At 58.5% G+C, this 15,682-nt stretch carries 17 protein-coding genes; 14 read left to right on the top strand and 3 right to left on the bottom strand.

Annotated features, from left to right (window positions below):
• The first annotated feature begins 57 nt into the window (after positions 1 to 57).
• Positions 58 to 948, top strand: coding sequence for an AraC family transcriptional regulator (locus ACA071_RS22855; RefSeq protein ID WP_497641241.1), 891 nt, complete (start codon positions 58 to 60; stop codon positions 946 to 948).
• A 111-nt stretch (positions 949 to 1,059) separates the two neighbouring features.
• Here the strand turns inward: ACA071_RS22855 and ACA071_RS22850 are convergent, their stop codons facing one another.
• Positions 1,060 to 2,724, bottom strand: coding sequence for an electron transfer flavoprotein-ubiquinone oxidoreductase (locus ACA071_RS22850; RefSeq protein ID WP_497641240.1), 1,665 nt, complete (start codon positions 2,722 to 2,724; stop codon positions 1,060 to 1,062).
• 546 nt (positions 2,725 to 3,270) lie between these two features.
• Between ACA071_RS22850 and ACA071_RS22845 the strand changes: the two genes are divergently transcribed.
• The 10 genes from ACA071_RS22845 (at position 3,271) to ACA071_RS22800 (ending at position 13,194) form a co-directional block, all read left to right on the top strand.
• Positions 3,271 to 4,020: an electron transfer flavoprotein subunit beta/FixA family protein gene (locus tag ACA071_RS22845; RefSeq protein WP_497641239.1), complete on the top strand. Its 750-nt coding sequence runs from the start codon at positions 3,271 to 3,273 to the stop codon at positions 4,018 to 4,020.
• A 2-nt stretch (positions 4,021 to 4,022) separates the two neighbouring features.
• Positions 4,023 to 4,952, top strand: coding sequence for an electron transfer flavoprotein subunit alpha/FixB family protein (locus ACA071_RS22840; RefSeq protein ID WP_497641238.1), 930 nt, complete (start codon positions 4,023 to 4,025; stop codon positions 4,950 to 4,952).
• A 224-nt stretch (positions 4,953 to 5,176) separates the two neighbouring features.
• Positions 5,177 to 6,001, top strand: coding sequence for a substrate-binding periplasmic protein (locus ACA071_RS22835; protein ID WP_497641237.1), 825 nt, complete (start codon positions 5,177 to 5,179; stop codon positions 5,999 to 6,001).
• Between the two features lie 9 nt (positions 6,002 to 6,010).
• Positions 6,011 to 6,367, top strand: coding sequence for a DUF4398 domain-containing protein (locus tag ACA071_RS22830; protein WP_149660027.1), 357 nt, complete (start codon positions 6,011 to 6,013; stop codon positions 6,365 to 6,367).
• Positions 6,364 to 7,176, top strand: coding sequence for an OmpA family protein (locus ACA071_RS22825; RefSeq protein ID WP_497641236.1), 813 nt, complete (start codon positions 6,364 to 6,366; stop codon positions 7,174 to 7,176). The genes ACA071_RS22830 and ACA071_RS22825 overlap by 4 nt, the downstream gene beginning before the upstream one ends.
• A gap of 200 nt (positions 7,177 to 7,376) precedes the next feature.
• Positions 7,377 to 8,816 (top strand): aminotransferase-like domain-containing protein, encoded by a 1,440-nt coding sequence (locus ACA071_RS22820; protein ID WP_123425576.1) that lies wholly within the window; start codon positions 7,377 to 7,379, stop codon positions 8,814 to 8,816.
• Between the two features lie 90 nt (positions 8,817 to 8,906).
• Positions 8,907 to 9,386 carry a translation initiation factor 2 gene (locus ACA071_RS22815; RefSeq protein ID WP_497641235.1) on the top strand — a complete coding sequence of 160 codons (480 nt, stop codon included), beginning with the start codon at positions 8,907 to 8,909 and terminating at the stop codon, positions 9,384 to 9,386.
• A gap of 166 nt (positions 9,387 to 9,552) precedes the next feature.
• On the top strand, positions 9,553 to 9,807 hold the full coding sequence (locus ACA071_RS22810; RefSeq protein WP_497641234.1) for a YkgJ family cysteine cluster protein: 255 nt from the start codon (positions 9,553 to 9,555) through the stop codon (positions 9,805 to 9,807).
• Positions 9,808 to 9,849: 42 nt separating this feature from the next.
• On the top strand, positions 9,850 to 10,455 hold the full coding sequence (locus tag ACA071_RS22805; protein WP_497641233.1) for an START domain-containing protein: 606 nt from the start codon (positions 9,850 to 9,852) through the stop codon (positions 10,453 to 10,455).
• Between the two features lie 645 nt (positions 10,456 to 11,100).
• Complete coding sequence (locus ACA071_RS22800) at positions 11,101 to 13,194, top strand: LTA synthase family protein (protein ID WP_497641232.1); 2,094 nt, start codon at positions 11,101 to 11,103, stop codon at positions 13,192 to 13,194.
• 62 nt (positions 13,195 to 13,256) lie between these two features.
• On the opposite strand, the gene ACA071_RS22795 is transcribed toward ACA071_RS22800, so the two are convergent.
• The gene (locus ACA071_RS22795) at positions 13,257 to 13,415 is read right to left on the bottom strand and encodes a DUF3309 family protein (RefSeq protein WP_177331420.1); all 159 of its coding nucleotides are present in this window, start codon (positions 13,413 to 13,415) and stop codon (positions 13,257 to 13,259) included.
• A 400-nt stretch (positions 13,416 to 13,815) separates the two neighbouring features.
• Between ACA071_RS22795 and ACA071_RS22790 the strand changes: the two genes are divergently transcribed.
• The 3 genes from ACA071_RS22790 to csrA all read left to right on the top strand — a co-directional run bounded on the left by ACA071_RS22790 (position 13,816) and on the right by csrA (position 15,366).
• Positions 13,816 to 14,631 (top strand): SDR family oxidoreductase, encoded by an 816-nt coding sequence (locus tag ACA071_RS22790; RefSeq protein ID WP_497641231.1) that lies wholly within the window; start codon positions 13,816 to 13,818, stop codon positions 14,629 to 14,631.
• A gap of 64 nt (positions 14,632 to 14,695) precedes the next feature.
• Positions 14,696 to 15,028: a YnfA family protein gene (locus tag ACA071_RS22785; protein WP_497641230.1), complete on the top strand. Its 333-nt coding sequence runs from the start codon at positions 14,696 to 14,698 to the stop codon at positions 15,026 to 15,028.
• 152 nt (positions 15,029 to 15,180) lie between these two features.
• A complete protein-coding gene (gene csrA, locus ACA071_RS22780; protein WP_497641229.1) occupies positions 15,181 to 15,366 on the top strand; it encodes a carbon storage regulator CsrA in 186 nt (61 codons plus the stop codon).
• 5 nt (positions 15,367 to 15,371) lie between these two features.
• Here csrA and ACA071_RS22775 read toward each other — a convergent pair whose 3' ends face one another.
• Positions 15,372 to 15,599 (bottom strand): YheU family protein, encoded by a 228-nt coding sequence (locus ACA071_RS22775; protein WP_010461751.1) that lies wholly within the window; start codon positions 15,597 to 15,599, stop codon positions 15,372 to 15,374.
• Positions 15,600 to 15,682 lie beyond the last annotated feature (83 nt).

The raw sequence follows: 15,682 nt of genomic DNA, 5'->3' as shown, positions 1-15,682 counted from the left end.
GCATTGGCCGTCAGACCTGCGATGATGCTTTCATCCCGATTTCCGTGAAGTTTCCCCATGTTGTTGACCCGTCATCTCGATGCCAATGCCACGTTGGTGTCACTGCTCCAGCCGCTGACCACCCGCGACGGCTTCGCTCCCACGGCGTTGCCGGGTGTGCAGGTGTTGCGCGCCAGTCGCGATGTGGCCCGTGGCCCACAGATCTATGAGCCGAGCCTGGTGATCATCGTCCAGGGCAGCAAATTGGCGTATCTGGGGCCGCGAACCCTGGAATATGGCGCCGGGCATTATCTGATCCAGGCGTTGCCGGTCCCGTTCGAGTGCGAAACCTTTGCCGCGCCGGAGGGGCCGATGCTGGGGATTTCCATCGCCATCGACCGGATATTGCTCGGTGAATTGGTGTTGGCCATGGGGCTGGTGTCGGGGCGCAGTATTGCGGCGCAGACGCTGGAATCCATGACCTCGACGGTGCTCGATGACGGGATGCGCAGTTGCGTGGAGCGGCTGTTACGCTGCCTGCACGATCCGCTGGAATGCCAGATCATGGGCCAGGCGCGGGTGCGTGAATTATTATTCGTGGCCTTGCGCGGACCCCAGGCCGATGTGTTGCGGGCGTTGGTGGAGCAGCAAGGGCAGTTCGCGCGGATTGCGGCGTCGCTCAACCATTTGCACGGGCACTTCACCGAGCCGCTGAATGTGGAGACGCTGGCCGGTTGCGCGAACATGAGTGCGTCGACCTTTCATGAGCATTTCAAGCGCAGCACGTTGTTGTCGCCGGTGCAGTATTTGAAGCGCTTGCGGTTACTCAAGGCGCAGCAATTGTTGCTGGGGGAAGGGTTGGGCGTGGCGCAGGTGGCGCATCGGGTGGGGTATCAGAGTACGTCGCAGTTCAGTCGCGAATATAAGCGCTACTTTGAGCGTAATCCTGGGGACGAGCGCGCGGCCTGATTCACCGCATTCGCGAGCGAGCCTGCTCCCACATTGGTCCTTCGGTGTTTCATAAATTGCAGGCAACAAAAAGGCCCCCATTTCGGGAGCCTTGATGTTCAGGCGTTCGGCTTACATGTTCGGGTAAGTCGGGCCACCGGAGCCTTCCGGTGCCACCCAGGTGATGTTCTGTGCAGGGTCCTTGATGTCGCAGGTCTTGCAGTGAACGCAGTTCTGGGCGTTGATCTGGAAGCGCTTCTCGCCGTCTTCCTTGGTCACCACTTCGTACACGCCGGCCGGGCAGTAACGCTGGGCGGGCTCATCGTACAGCGGCAGGTTTTTGCTGATCGGGATGCTCGGGTCGGTCAGCTTCAGGTGGCACGGCTGTTCTTCTTCGTGGTTGGTACCGGAGATGAACACCGAGCTGAGTTTGTCGAAGCTGATCTTGCCGTCGGGTTTCGGGTAGTCGATCTTCCTGCAGTCGGCCGCGAGCTTGAGGCAAGCGTAATCCGGTTTGGTGTCGTGCAGGGTGAACGGCAGTTTGCCGCCGAAGATGTTCTGGTCGAGCCAGTTGAAACCACCACCGACGATGGCGCCGAACTTGTGGATCGCCGGGCCGAAGTTGCGGCTGGCGAACAGTTCGTCGTAGAGCCAGCTCTTCTTGAAGGCGTCGACGTAAGTGGTCAACTCTTCAGTGCCATCCTTCTCGGCGAACAGCGCCTCGGCCACCGATTCAGCGGCGAGCATGCCGGACTTCATCGCGGTGTGGCTGCCTTTGATCTTGGCGAAGTTCAGGGTGCCGAGGTCGCAACCGATCAGCGCGCCGCCCTTGAAGACCATTTTCGGCAGCGAGTTCAGGCCGCCCTTGGCGATCGCGCGAGCGCCGTAGCTGATGCGCTTGCCGCCTTCCAGGTACTGCTTGAGCACCGGATGATGCTTGAGGCGCTGGAACTCGTCGAACGGCGACAGATAAGTGTTGCTGTAGGACAGATCGACGATCAGGCCGACAACCACCTGATTGTTTTCCAGGTGGTAGAGGAACGAGCCACCGGTGTTTTCGGTGCCCATGATGTCCAGCGGCCACCCAGCGGTGTGCACCACCAGGCCTGGCTGATGCTTGGCCGGGTCGATTTCCCAGATTTCTTTCAGGCCGATGCCGTAGTGCTGGGCGTCGGCATCGCTGTCGAGGTTGAAGCGCTTGATCAGTTGCTTGCCGATGTGGCCACGGCAACCTTCGGCGAACAGCGTGTACTTGCCACGCAGTTCCATGCCCGGGGTGTACAGGCCTTCTTTCGGGTTGCCTTCGCGATCAACGCCCAGATCACCGGTGATGATCCCGCGCACTACGCCGTTTTCGTCGAACAGCGCTTCCTGAGCGGCGAAGCCCGGGTAGATTTCCACGCCCAGGTTCTCGGCCTGCTGGGCGAGCCAGCGGCACAGGTTGCCCAGGGAGATGATGTAGTTGCCTTCGTTGTGCATGGTCTTGGGCACAAAGAGGTCGGGGATTTTCTGCGCGCTTTCTGCGTTCTTGAGAACGAAGATGTCATCGCGCGTGACCGGCGTGTTCAGCGGGGCGCCGAGTTCTTTCCAGTCCGGGAACAGTTCGTTCAGGGCGCGTGGTTCAAACACGGCGCCAGACAGGATGTGAGCACCGACTTCGGAGCCTTTTTCGACCACGCAGACGCTGATTTCCTTACCGGCTTCGGCGGCCTTCTGCTTCAAGCGGCAGGCGGCGGAAAGACCAGCGGGGCCGGCACCGACGATGACCACGTCGAATTCCATGTATTCGCGTTCCACAGGTTATCTCCTACTCAAGGCTCAACAGTTTTTTTTTCTAATTGGAGGTTTGGTGTCGCATCCATGAATCCCGGCGCAATGCCGGAAGAGGACAATCGATGAACCACCTTTCTCTCTAGGTGGCGCATTATATCTACACCACTCCTAGCGTCCAATACAAACGTTTGTTTGAATTGGCTCAAAGCCAGAGAAATCCAAGTCACGCGGCTTATGACTGGCCATTTTGCCGTATTGACCGGAATAGGTGTTCCGGTCAAGATACGGGCGGTTTTGCGCTCGCCGTAGGCTGACTGTTGGTTTCAAGAGCACCTCTAAAGACAGGGCGATGGCAGTACAAGGTGATGCGCAGCGAAGATTCGGCGCGCAGTTTACACGCCGCGGTAATGAATGACTCATCGGTCACCACTGACGAACGGTCATCAGCAACGCGAGCAGTGTCACCCCGTTCAGATGCCAGCGTTTTTAGAGGTGCCCTTGCACCCACGAGCATCAACCGCCAGGTTCGCCTAGGCGACTTTCTTTTCACCGGAGAGTAACGAGGAATCCATGAAGGTTCTTGTAGCTGTCAAACGCGTTGTGGATTACAACGTCAAGGTTCGCGTCAAGGCGGACAATTCCGGCGTCGACCTCGCTAACGTGAAGATGTCGATGAACCCGTTCTGCGAAATCGCAGTGGAAGAAGCCGTACGCCTGAAAGAGAAAGGTGTTGCGACTGAAATCGTCGTCGTCTCGATCGGCCCGTCCACCGCTCAAGAGCAACTGCGCACCGCGCTGGCTCTGGGTGCCGACCGTGCCATCCTCGTCGAATCCGCTGAAGATCTGACTTCCCTGGCCGTTGCCAAACTGTTGAAGGCTGTTGTCGACAAGGAACAGCCTCAGCTGGTGATCCTTGGCAAGCAAGCCATCGACAGCGACAACAACCAGACTGGCCAGATGCTCGCTGCATTGAGCGGCTACGGTCAGGGCACCTTCGCTTCGAAAGTCGAAGTGTCCGGCGACACCGTTGCCGTGACTCGCGAAGTCGACGGCGGCGCGCAGACAGTTTCCCTGAAACAGCCGGCCATCGTCACCACCGACCTGCGTTTGAACGAGCCGCGCTACGCGTCCCTGCCAAACATCATGAAAGCCAAGAAGAAGCCTCTCGAAGTGCTGACTCCGGACGCTTTGGGCGTTTCCACCGCCTCCACCAACAAGACTGTGAAAGTCGAAGCGCCTGCGGCACGCAGCGCGGGTATCAAGGTCAAGTCGGTGGCTGAACTGGTCGAGAAACTGAAAAACGAAGCGAAGGTAATCTAATCATGACTATCTTGGTAATCGCAGAACACGACAACAAGGTAGTGGCCCCGGCCACCCTGAACACCGTGGCTGCCGCTGCGAAAATCGGTGGCGACATCCACGTCCTGGTCACTGGCCAGAACGTTGGCGCCGTGGCTGAAGCCGCCGCGAAAATCGCTGGCGTGGCTAAAGTGCTGGTGGCCGACAACGCCGCCTACGCTCACCAACTGCCGGAAAACGTCGCTCCTCTGGTTGCCGAGTTGGGCAAGGGCTACAGCCACATCCTGGCTGCCGCCACTTCCAACGGCAAAAACATCCTGCCGCGCGTTGCCGCGCAGTTGGACGTTGACCAGATCTCCGAGATCATCTCGGTTGAAAGCGCTGACACCTTCAAGCGTCCGATCTACGCCGGTAACGCCATTGCTACCGTTCAGTCGAACGCTGCAGTCAAAGTGATCACCGTGCGTGCCACCGGTTTCGACCCGGTTGCCGCTGAAGGTGGTTCGGCGGCTGTTGAAGCGGTTGCGGCGGCTCACGACGCTGGCACTTCGAGCTTCGTTGGTGAAGAACTGGCCAAGTCCGATCGTCCGGAACTGACCGCTGCCAAGATCGTCGTTTCCGGCGGCCGCGGCATGCAGAACGGTGACAACTTCAAACACCTGTACGCCCTGGCCGACAAGCTGGGCGCTGCTGTCGGCGCTTCCCGCGCTGCAGTCGACGCAGGTTTTGTACCCAACGACATGCAGGTCGGTCAGACCGGCAAGATCGTTGCTCCACAGCTGTACATCGCAGTCGGTATCTCCGGCGCGATCCAGCACCTGGCCGGCATGAAAGACTCCAAAGTGATCGTTGCGATCAACAAGGACGAAGAAGCGCCGATCTTCCAGGTGGCCGACTACGGCCTGGTGGCAGACCTGTTCGAAGCAATCCCTGAGTTCGAGAAGCTGGTCTAATCCAGCGGCCTGACTTATAAAGAGCCCGACCTTTTGGTCGGGCTTTTTTTTTGTTCTTCTGTAGGCGCTGTATGTAGGAGCTGTCGAGTGAAACGAGGCTGCGATCTTTTGATCTTTCGCTTGAGACTCAAGTGAACATGGAAAGATCGAAGCCTCGTTTCACTCGACAGCTCCTACACAGTTCCTACAGTTGGCATAACCGGGATTGAGAAGAGTGTATTGCTATGGATCTGCGTCTTGTGTGGGGCTTGCTGGGATTGTCACTATTGCCGGGGCTGTGCGCAGCCGCCGGTAAATGCGAACGCCTGGTGGTCACCGGCAGCCCGGATGCACCGCCTTACCTGTGGCAAGACCCGCAAAACCCCAAGCACCTGATCGGCGCCAGTGCCGATTTATTGCAGCAAGTGGCGGGGGAGTTGGGCATCAAGGTCGAAATGCTCTACGCCGGTAAACGTTCCCAGGCCCTGGATGAAGTGCGCAGCGGGCGCATGGACATGCTGGCGGATGCGCCGTTGACGCTCAGCGAGCTGGAAACCCTGGATTACATCCATCCGCCGCTGCTGGAAAATGATTACGTGGTCTGGACCCGCAAGGACTCGACGCTCACCTACAGCGAGGCAAAAGACCTGCACGGGCACACGGGTGCCGTGTCGGAAAAGTCTCGAATGACACGGGAATTCGGCACTTTCGCCGAGCAGCAATTGACCCTGAGTCGTACACCAAACCTCACCCAGGCCTTTCAGAAATTGCTGCTGAATGAGGTGGAATATGTACTCGCCGGACGCTACTCGGGCATGGCGGCCGCGCAGGCATTGGGCATGGGCAATGACCTGCAAGCCTTTGCGCAACCGGTCGACAAACCCGGCCTGTTCCTCGCGGTTTCCCATAACTCCGCCTGCAACGATCCGTGGTTGCGCGGACAGCTGGCCAAAAAGATGACAGAATTGCCCGCGTCCGGACTGACGGAAGCCGTGCTGCAACACAACATCGAGCGTTGGAAAGCCCAGCAGCAACTGCAGCAACACCCCGCCAGTACCCCAAAACAGTAGGGATTTTTAGTGAGTATTCGACCTCTTTTCGCTGCCCTGGCCGTTCTGGCTCTGGCGGGTTGTGCAGCCGATCCGGCGCCGAATGAACAAATACGCCTGACCGAGCAGGCCCTCGTACAAGCCAAAGCCGTTGGCGCCACCGCTGACGAAGTGCCAGAGCTGAAACTGGCCGAAGACAAGTTTTCCCGTGCCCAGGGCGACATGACCGACCAGTCCTACAAGCACGCCCGCATGCGCGCCGAACAAGCCGAGCTGGACGCGCGCCTGGCCGAAGCCCGGGTTCTGACCCTCAAGAGCCAGGAGCAGTTGAACGTACTCAATACCCGCATCACTCGCCTGCGCAAGCAACTGGGAGATGCCCAATGAGCCTCAAGACCAAAGCACTCGGCGGTTTGCTCCTCGCAGGCTGCGTCAGCCTGTACGGCTGTGCCGGCCAGCACAGTGAGTCGGCGTTGCAAGAAGCCGGTGCTGACTTCCAGAAGGTCAAGGAAGATTCCAATGTGCTGCGTATCGCCCCCAAGGATGTGATCCGTGCCGGTGAGTCCCTGGCACGCGCCGATCGTCTGTCCAGCTACTGGGGCAGCGGTTCGGATGTGGTGCATTACGCCTATCTGAGCCAGCGCTACAGCGAAATTGCCCGCGAGCACACCAATCAAGTGCTCAACGAGGAGCAGGCGGCCAAGCTCGAACTGGAGCGCCAGCGCCTGCAACTGGCCCTGCGTGAGTCCAAGCTGCTCAGCGTGCAGCAACAGGGCAAGTGGCTCGAAGAACAAATCGTTGCGCTGGCCACCACCCAGACCGATCGCGGTCTGGTGATGACTTTGGGCGACGTACTGTTCGATACCGGTGAAGCAGAGTTGAAAAACTCGGCGAATCGCGTGGTGCTCAAGATCGTCCAGTTTCTGCAACTCAACCCGAAACGCGTGGTGCGGATCGAGGGCTACACCGACAGCACCGGCGGCAAACAGGACAACCTCAAGCTGTCCCGCGACCGGGCGCAATCGGTGGCCGATGTGCTGATGGACCTGGGCATCGACGACAAACGTATCCAGGTCGAAGGCTACGGCGATGAATACCCGGTGGACGTGAACGCCTCTGAGCGCGGTCGCGCACAGAACCGTCGGGTGGAAATTGTGTTCTCCGACGAAAAAGGCCAGCTCGGCGCCGCTCGCTAGAGCTGCGTCACTGGAAAACCCGGCCTGTCAGTCAGCGCCGGGTTTTTTTGTGTCTGCGAATTGCTTCGCAAAGCAGTACAGATTTTGCTGACACTGCACTGTACGGTCGACTATTGTGGCAACTGTCCCCGTACACTTCTAAACTGTTCCGGTATTGTTTCACACAAGAATAAAATGCCCGTGAAATCGAGTGCTGCGTCATGACCAATCTCTTGCTCTACCAACGTATTGCTCAGCAACTGGCCGAGGACATCCGCCGTGGTGTCTATCAACCGGGGGAGCGCGTGCCTTCGGTGCGCAAGATGAGCTCGCAGCTCAATGTCAGCCATGCGACGGTGTTGCAGGCGTACGCCAACCTTGAGGATCAAGGCCTGATTCGCGCCCGTCCGCAGTCCGGTTATTACGTGCACCAGACCCCGGCCCTGACGGCACCGACGCCGGACATTGCCCGGGTTGAACGGCCCGGCCTGGTCACTCGCAGCAGCATCATTCAGCAGGTCCTGGTCGAATCGCGCCGCGAGGGTGTTTTCCCGCTCGGTGCTGCGGTGCCGAGTGTCGATTATTTGCCGGTGCGGGCGCTGCATCAGCAGTTGGCCAAAGTCACTCGTTTCCACAGTCCACGGGCGTTCAGCTACATGTTCAGCCCGGGTTTCGAGCCGTTGCGCCGTCAGGTGGCGATCCGCATGCGCGATGCCGGTGTGGTGGTTGATCCGTCCGAAGTGGTGATCACCCACGGTTGCGTCGATGCCTTGCAGATGTCGCTTCGCGTACTGACCCGGCCGGGCGACCTGATCGCCGCCGAGTCGCCGACTTATTACGGTCTGTTGCAACTGGCCGACCTGCTTGGCCTCAAAGTTATTGAGATCCCCAGCGATCCCGCCACCGGCATGAGCCTCGAAGCGCTGCAACTGGCCGCCAACCAGTGGTCGATCAAGGCGCTGGTACTGACCACGCGCCTGAGCAATCCATTGGGCGGCACCATGCCCGAAGAGCGCCAGAAACAATTGCTGCGCCTGGCCTCGGATTTCGACATCCAGATCGTCGAAGACGATATCTACGGCGAACTGATGTTCGAGCAAGGCCGCACTAAATCGCTCAAGGCTTACGACCGGCTGGATCGGGTGATCTATTGCTCGAGTTTCTCCAAGACCCTGTCGCCGGGCGTGCGGATCGGCTGGATGATCGCCGGCAAATACCAGCAGGAGATTCAGCGTCTGCAAACGTTCAGCACGCATTCAGCGTGCAGCGTCACGCAGATGGGCATCGCGGCATACTTGGAAAACGGCGGCTACGACCGGCATTTGCGCTACATCCGTCAGGAGTACCGTAAAAACCTCAGTGCCTTCCAATTGGCGGTGCAGCAGTACTTCCCGGAAGGCACGCAGATGAGCCGGCCAACCGGTGGCTTTATTTTGTGGGTCAGTTTGCCGGGGCGGGTCAACACTCAGGAATTGCATGTGCGAGCCTTGCAGCAGGGCATCAGCATCGCGCCGGGGCTGATCTTCAGCAACACCGAGCAGTTCAATCATTGCATTCGACTGAACTGTGGCACCCCCTGGAACCGTGAGGCCGAGCGGGCATTGATGACGCTTGGCATGTTGGCGACCCAGCTCTGTCAGGAGACGGCCAGCGGTTTTTGATCGCACGGGCAGGTCATCTGCTGCCCGTGCTTGTCATGTCGCTTGCAACAGGCGAGCATATCGCCCTCTGCCGTTAGTGCCGTTGGGTCCATGAAAACGATTTTTTCTGCTGCCTGGCTGTCGATTTGCCTGTTGGTGACTACGTTCCCGGTCGGTGTCATGGCGGCTGCCGTCCAGGATAAACCGGCAGCCAGCAGCGCCAAGTCAACACCGAAAAAACCGGTGGCAACCAGTAAAGCCGCTCCGGCGAAAAAGAAGGCTGCCCCGGTAAAAAAACGTCCTCCCATTGCCGCCAAGTCCAAATCGGCCAGTGAAGTGGTCAAAACCACTCAACTGCCACCGGCCACTCTCGACTTGAGCCTGCCCCAGCACATGGTCGAAGAACTCAAGCCCGTTGGCACTGTGCCGTTGCCTAAACACGATGGGGTATTGCCACAAATGTTCGGAGACAAAACCAGTGACTTCCAACTCAACGGTCGTCTGCTGAGCAACGAAATGCAGCTGCAACTGCGCAACGAAGAGCGTCGTGAAGTCGAAGGCGCGGCGTTGGAATTCGAGTTCAAGCGGTAAATCATTCCCATCGGTGAGCCGCGGGCCAGACACTTCGTCGGAGACTGGTCAGTCACGTTCACTTGAGCGTAAAAACTCCGGGCCAGGTAATTTTAAACAGTCGTTTTAGCGGTTACTCTGTGCCACGTCCCTTTTACACATTGCCCGTCGCGAGGTGTTTGTCGTCATGAAATGCCGTGAAGGCTGTGGCGCCTGTTGTATTGCCCCTTCCATCAGTTCACCGATTCCCGGTATGCCGCAAGGCAAACCCGCCGGGGAACGTTGCGTGCAACTGTCCGTCGAAAACCTGTGCAATATTTTCGGCCAAGCCGAACGTCCGGCCGTTTGTTCAGCGTTTGAGGCGGATGCCGAGGTCTGCGGAAACAGCAGTGAAGAAGCCATCCGGCTGATTGGCTGGTGGGAGCGAATGACGGCGGCGTGATGTGTTCAAACGAACGGAACTTCAACAATAAGGAATAAGACTATGGGTTCGTTGCATCGTATTGCTGTGCTGTGTGGTTTGACGGTTTTCCTGGCCACCACGGCCGTTCAGGCTGAAGACTGGAAAGTCGCCAAAAACGAAGACGGCATCAAGGTGTCCCTGAGTGAAGTGGCCGGTTCCGATTACAAGGCCTATCAGGGCGTCACCCTCATGAAGACGACCATCGCCAAACTGCGCGCGCTGCAAGAAGACGTATCGGGCGCCTGCGCCTGGATTCACGAGTGCAAAGCCCAGAAGCTGCTCAAGCACGAAGGCGACCAGAGTTGGACCTACACCCAGTTCAATACCCCTTGGCCCGTCACCCCGCGTGATTCGGTGTTGCACGTCACCACCGTTGAAGGCGCCGATGGCAGCCTGACCCGCAAACTCGAAGGCGTGCCGAAGTACATTCCTGAGGAAAAAGGTTTCGTCCGGGTCGCCAAAGTCGACGGCTTCTGGAAGTTCGTATCCAAGGGGGATCAGGTCGAAGTGACCTATCAGGTGCACACCGAGCCGGGTGGCAGTGTGCCGTCGATGGTGGCCAACAAGTTCGTGGTCGACGCACCGTTCAATACCTTGAAGGCCCTGAAAGAACGCGCCGAGAAGTAACCGCGCTGGTCTTTCGATAACGCCCCGACTTGTTCGGGGCGTTTTTCTTTGTGGTACAGGGAAAATACCGGTCAGTTAAGCCGTAGCCCGGTCTGTAGCAGCTGCCGAGGTACGAGGCTGCGTTCGGCTGCGCAGCAGTCGTAAACCTGAGCGCACGGTCTGCCAGAAGCACCGCGGCGGCTGTTCTTACGACTGCTTCGCAGCCGAACGCAGCCTCGTACCTCGGCAGCTGCTACGAGCAAACGAAGCGTCGTACCTCGGCAGCTGCTACGAGCGAGCGCAGCCTCGTACCTCGGCAGCTGCTACGAGCGAACGAAGCGTCGTACCTCGGCAGCTGCTACGAGCGAACGCAGCCTCGTACCTCGGCAGCTGCTACGAGCGAACGCAGGCTTCGGCAGCTGCTACAAAGTGCGTGTTTTGCCTGGGCTTTATTGTGTTTCCGGATATTCGTTGCACGAAATTTTCACAAAGTGTCCAAGACAATCCGTCCGCGCCAACATTGCGGACAGTAATCAATGGCAATGCCGCGAGTGATCGTGCAACATTTGCGCACCGCGCAAGCCCCGGGGCCAAGTAGTGGCCAACAGAGGGCAGGGCGCAGCTGTATTTTTTGCAACTTCAACTTCCAATGGGTCCTAAAACGACATGGCAAACCCGGACGCCCTGAATCAGCAGCGAGCTTCTAGTCGCCTGCTGCAACCGACCGTCAAATCGCATCTGGCCTACACGCTGCTGTGTGCCTTGGTCATGATGGTCATGTTCAGCCTGCTGCGCGTCGCGCTGCTGGTCTACAACCGCGCGATGATCCTCGACACACCGGCTTCGACTTTCCTCGAAGCGTTCGCCAACGGCTTGCGTTTCGACCTGCGCCTGGTGGTCTATCTCAGTATTCCGCTGCTGCTGGCACTGTTCAGCGCGCGGGCCATGGCCGCCCGCGGGTTCTTCCGTTTCTGGCTGACCATTGCTTCGAGCATCGCGCTGTTCCTCGGCCTGATGGAGATGGACTTCTATCGTGAATTCCACCAGCGCCTCAACGGCCTGGTCTTCCAGTATGTGAAAGAAGACCCGAAAACCGTGATGAGCATGCTCTGGTACGGTTTCCCTGTGGTTCGTTACTTGCTGGCCTGGGCGGTGGGCACCTTGATCCTGACCCTGGCGTTCAAGGGCGCCGACCGCGCCACCCGTCCTCGCGGTCCGTTCAGCGGTGGCAGCATCGGCACGCGCCAGATCGCCCCGTGGTATGCGCGCATCGCGGTCTTCGTGGTGTGCCTGTTGGTCTGCGTGGTCGCCGCCCGTGGCACCCTGCGTCAAGGCCCGCCCCTGCGTTGGGGTGACGTCTACACCACCGACTCCAACTTCGCCAACCAGTTGGGCCTTAACGGCACGCTGTCGCTGATTGCGGCGGGTAAGGCGCGGCTGTCCGAAGATCGCGACAACATCTGGAAAGCCACGTTGCCACAGCCTCTGGCTCAGCAAACCGTGCGTGACATGTTGCTGACCCCGAGCGACAAACTGGTCGATGAAGACATCGCGGCGGTACGCCGTAACTACACGCCTGACGCCAACAAGACCCTGCCGATCAAGAACGTCGTCGTCATCTTGATGGAAAGCTTCGCCGGTCACTCGGTGGGCGCCCTGGGTCGTCCGGGCAACATCACGCCAGCCTTCGACAAGTTGTCGAAAGAAGGCCTGTTGTTCGATCGCTTCTTCTCCAACGGCACCCATACCCACCAGGGCATGTTCGCCACCATGGCCTGCTTCCCGAACCTGCCAGGTTTCGAATACCTGATGCAGACCCCGGAAGGCAGCCACAAACTGTCCGGCCTGCCGCAATTGCTCAGTACCCGTGACTATGACGATGTGTACGTCTACAACGGCGACTTCGCCTGGGACAACCAGTCGGGTTTCTTCAGCAACCAGGGCATGACCAACTTCATCGGGCGCAATGACTTCGTCAATCCGGTGTTCTCCGACCCGACCTGGGGCGTGTCCGACCAGGACATGTTCGACCGTGGCCTGGAAGAACTGAAGGCGCGCGACGGCAAGGACAAAAAACCGTTCTATGCCTTGCTGCAGACCCTGTCCAACCACACGCCGTATGCCTTGCCGACGCCATTGCCGGTGGAGCCTGTGACCAATCGCGGCAGCCTCAACGAACACTTGACCGCCATGCGCTATTCCGACTGGGCACTGGGTCAGTTCTTCGAGAAGGCGCGCAAAGAGCCTTACTTCAACGAAACCCTGTTCGTGGTTGTCGGCGACCATGGTTTCGGCGACGAGCAACAGATCACTGAAATGGACCTGGGCCGCTTCAACGTGCCGATGCTGATGATCGCACCGGGCATCCAGGAAAAATTCGGTCAGCGTGACCACACCGTGGGCACTCAGATCGACATCGTGCCGACCATCATGGGCCGCGTCGGTGGCGATGTGGTTCACCAATGCTGGGGCCGCGACTTGCTGAACCTGCCGGAAGGCGACAAAGGTTTTGGCGTGATCAAGCCGTCGGGTAGCGATCAGACCGTGGCATTGCTGACGGCGGACCGCGTGCTGGTGCTGCCTAAAGAGATGCCGCCCAAGCTGTATCAATACGAACTGGGCGCTAACCCCAAAGGTGTGGTGATTCCGGAGTCGGCTGATGAAGCGGCGCTCAAACAGAAACTTGAGTCGTTCCTGCAAACCGCGACCAAGAGCCTGCTGGATAACACCGCCGGTGTGGTTAACGGCAAGCCGGACTAACGTCTGACGCAATAAAAAAGAGGCCCTTTTTCAAGGGCCTCTTTTTTTTGCCGGTTAATTCTTTATATCTTGCCGAGCAAGAGCAGAATCAACAGCACTACCAACACCACGCCGAGGATACCTGATGGGCCATAACCCCAACTTCTGGAGTGCGGGAAGACTGGCAAACCACCGATCAGCAAGAGGATCAGAATAACGATAAGAATTGTGCCCATGACGATTTCCTTGTTGGAAGTGTTCTGGATTGACCGAGTAGTTAACTATCAGCCGGAATGCGATAAATCCGAACTGCTTACAAAATCCGACTCACGCGCATGAAAAAAAATTCAAAGTTTTTTAATGTTTTTTAGATTGAAGCGTTATTTCTTTTTGCCCCTCAGACTAGTTCGCAAGTTGGACCGCGTTAACGTTCTTCGCGGGCAAGCCTCGCTACTGCAGGTATATGTCGACGGTGATCGATGCAAAACCTGTAGGAGCAAGGCTGGCCCGCGAAGGCCGTGACTCGGTCTCAAGCCGCGCGCGGGTTTGCCCCGACCATTCAGCAATCTGATGGAGCGTGGGTCAGGCAATATCCTTCGCTACACTCGGCGCATCTTCCCCAGAACAACAAGGCTGTTTGCTATGCAAAATCGCATGATGATCACTGGCGCAGGCTCAGGCCTGGGTCGCGAAATCGCGCTGCGCTGGGCCCGCGAAGGCTGGCAACTGGCCTTGTCGGATGTCAGTGAGCCCGGCTTGCAGGAAACGTTGAAGCTGGTTCGCGAAGCCGGCGGCGATGGTTTTATCCAGCGTTGCGATGTGCGTGATTACAGCCAGCTAACCGCGTTCGCCCAAGCCTGCGAAGAGAGACTCGGTGGCATCGATGTCATCGTCAACAATGCCGGAGTCGCCTCGGGTGGCTTTTTCAGCGAACTGTCCCTGGAAGACTGGGATTGGCAGATCGCGATCAACCTGATGGGCGTGGTCAAAGGCTGCAAGGCCTTCCTGCCGCTGCTGGAAAAAAGCAAAGGCAAGATCATCAACATCGCGTCGATGGCCGCGCTGATGCAAGGTCCGGCCATGAGCAACTACAACGTGGCCAAGGCCGGTGTAGTGGCGCTGTCCGAAAGCCTGCTGATCGAGTTGGCTCAGCAAGAAGTCGGCGTCCATGTGGTCTGCCCGTCGTTCTTCCAGACCAACTTGCTGGATTCCTTCCGTGGCCCGACACCGGCCATGAAAGCTCAGGTCGGTAAGTTGCTGGAAAGCTCACCGATCAGCGCCACCGACATTGCCGACTACATCTACACGCAAGTGGCCGCCGGCGAGTTCATGATCCTGCCCCACGAACAGGGCCGCATGGCTTGGGCGCTCAAACAGAAAAACCCGCAACTGCTCTACAACGAAATGACCGTCATGGCCGATAAAATGCGCGCCAAGGCCAAACAAACCGCAGGCTGATCTTGCCCGCTGGCAACCGCGCCGTTAGGGTGGCCGCATTCGGCCATCCTCACGAGACATCGGCATGCTCAATTACCTGTGGTTTTTTCTCGCCGCACTGTTCGAAATCGCCGGTTGCTTCGCGTTCTGGATGTGGCTGCGTCAGGGCAAGAGTGCCTGGTGGGTTATCCCCGCGCTGCTGAGCCTGACCTTGTTCGCGTTGCTGCTGACCCGGGTCGAAGCCACTTACGCCGGCCGCGCCTATGCCGCCTACGGTGGCATCTACATCATTGCGTCGATTGGTTGGCTGGCGGTGGTCGAGCGGATTCGTCCGCTGGGCTCGGACTGGGTTGGCGTGGCGCTGTGCGTAATCGGCGCGACTGTCATCCTTTTCGGCCCGCGCTTATCCGCGTCCTGAAGGACAGGTCCTTCATTCAAAGCGTTTGTACGAGTTGTCTGTAGGTCGCGATGCCCTGCGCTGTAGGGCAGGACTGATTTGCCTGCGGCGCATTGAAGCCCCGTCGTGCGCCGGGCATCTTCAGGGTCCGGTAACCCTGAAGGACGAATGCCATGCTTGTACTCAGTCGCGTTGTAGGCGAGTTGATTTCCATCGGTGACAACATTTCCGTGCGCATTCTGGCGGTCAACGGCGGCAGCGTGCGCTTCGGCGTTGAAGCGCCGCAAAACGTCAATGTGCATCGGGCTGAAGTCTACGAATGCATCCAGACCAAACTGGCTAAAAGCAAAGGTAGTTGAGCGATTCAGTCGAATAGGTGCTTGGGCACGTCGTGCTTGAGCATCAACTGGCATTGCTCGCTGTCCGGGTCGAAAACGATCAGCGCCTGGCCCTTGGTCAGCGCCTGGCGAACCCGCAGCACGCGAGTTTCCAGCGGTGTGTCATCGCCGTTGTCCGTGCCGTCGCGGGTCACGAAATCCTCGATCAGGCGGGTCAGGGTGTCGACTTCAAGTTGGTCGTAGGGGATCAGCATAAGCACCTCGGCTAAAACAATGTCGCGATGCTACGGCGGTTATGAACACACCACCAGTAGGAGCTGCCGAAGGCTGCGATCTT

The sequence above is a fragment of the Pseudomonas sp. LBUM1646 genome, assembly GCF_059716165.1.
The sequence above is the reverse complement of the archived record's forward strand: the minus strand, read 5'-3'. Positions and strand labels throughout refer to the sequence as shown.

Bases quoted from the DNA above. Each gene is read 5' to 3' on its own strand.
- ACA071_RS22775 (WP_010461751.1), bottom strand. From the start codon at position 15,599: ATGCTGATCCCCTACGACCAACTTGAAGTCGACACCCTGACCCGCCTG.
- ACA071_RS22825 (WP_497641236.1), top strand. From the start codon at position 6,364: ATGAGCCTCAAGACCAAAGCACTCGGCGGTTTGCTCCTCGCAGGCTGC.
- ACA071_RS22785 (WP_497641230.1), top strand. From the start codon at position 14,696: ATGCTCAATTACCTGTGGTTTTTTCTCGCCGCACTGTTCGAAATCGCC.
- ACA071_RS22820 (WP_123425576.1), top strand. From the start codon at position 7,377: ATGACCAATCTCTTGCTCTACCAACGTATTGCTCAGCAACTGGCCGAG.
- ACA071_RS22800 (WP_497641232.1), top strand. From the start codon at position 11,101: ATGGCAAACCCGGACGCCCTGAATCAGCAGCGAGCTTCTAGTCGCCTG.
- ACA071_RS22805 (WP_497641233.1), top strand. From the start codon at position 9,850: ATGGGTTCGTTGCATCGTATTGCTGTGCTGTGTGGTTTGACGGTTTTC.
- ACA071_RS22815 (WP_497641235.1), top strand. From the start codon at position 8,907: ATGAAAACGATTTTTTCTGCTGCCTGGCTGTCGATTTGCCTGTTGGTG.
- csrA (WP_497641229.1), top strand. From the start codon at position 15,181: ATGCTTGTACTCAGTCGCGTTGTAGGCGAGTTGATTTCCATCGGTGAC.
- ACA071_RS22845 (WP_497641239.1), top strand. From the start codon at position 3,271: ATGAAGGTTCTTGTAGCTGTCAAACGCGTTGTGGATTACAACGTCAAG.
- ACA071_RS22810 (WP_497641234.1), top strand. From the start codon at position 9,553: ATGAAATGCCGTGAAGGCTGTGGCGCCTGTTGTATTGCCCCTTCCATC.
- ACA071_RS22855 (WP_497641241.1), top strand. From the start codon at position 58: ATGTTGTTGACCCGTCATCTCGATGCCAATGCCACGTTGGTGTCACTG.
- ACA071_RS22840 (WP_497641238.1), top strand. From the start codon at position 4,023: ATGACTATCTTGGTAATCGCAGAACACGACAACAAGGTAGTGGCCCCG.
- ACA071_RS22835 (WP_497641237.1), top strand. From the start codon at position 5,177: ATGGATCTGCGTCTTGTGTGGGGCTTGCTGGGATTGTCACTATTGCCG.
- ACA071_RS22790 (WP_497641231.1), top strand. From the start codon at position 13,816: ATGCAAAATCGCATGATGATCACTGGCGCAGGCTCAGGCCTGGGTCGC.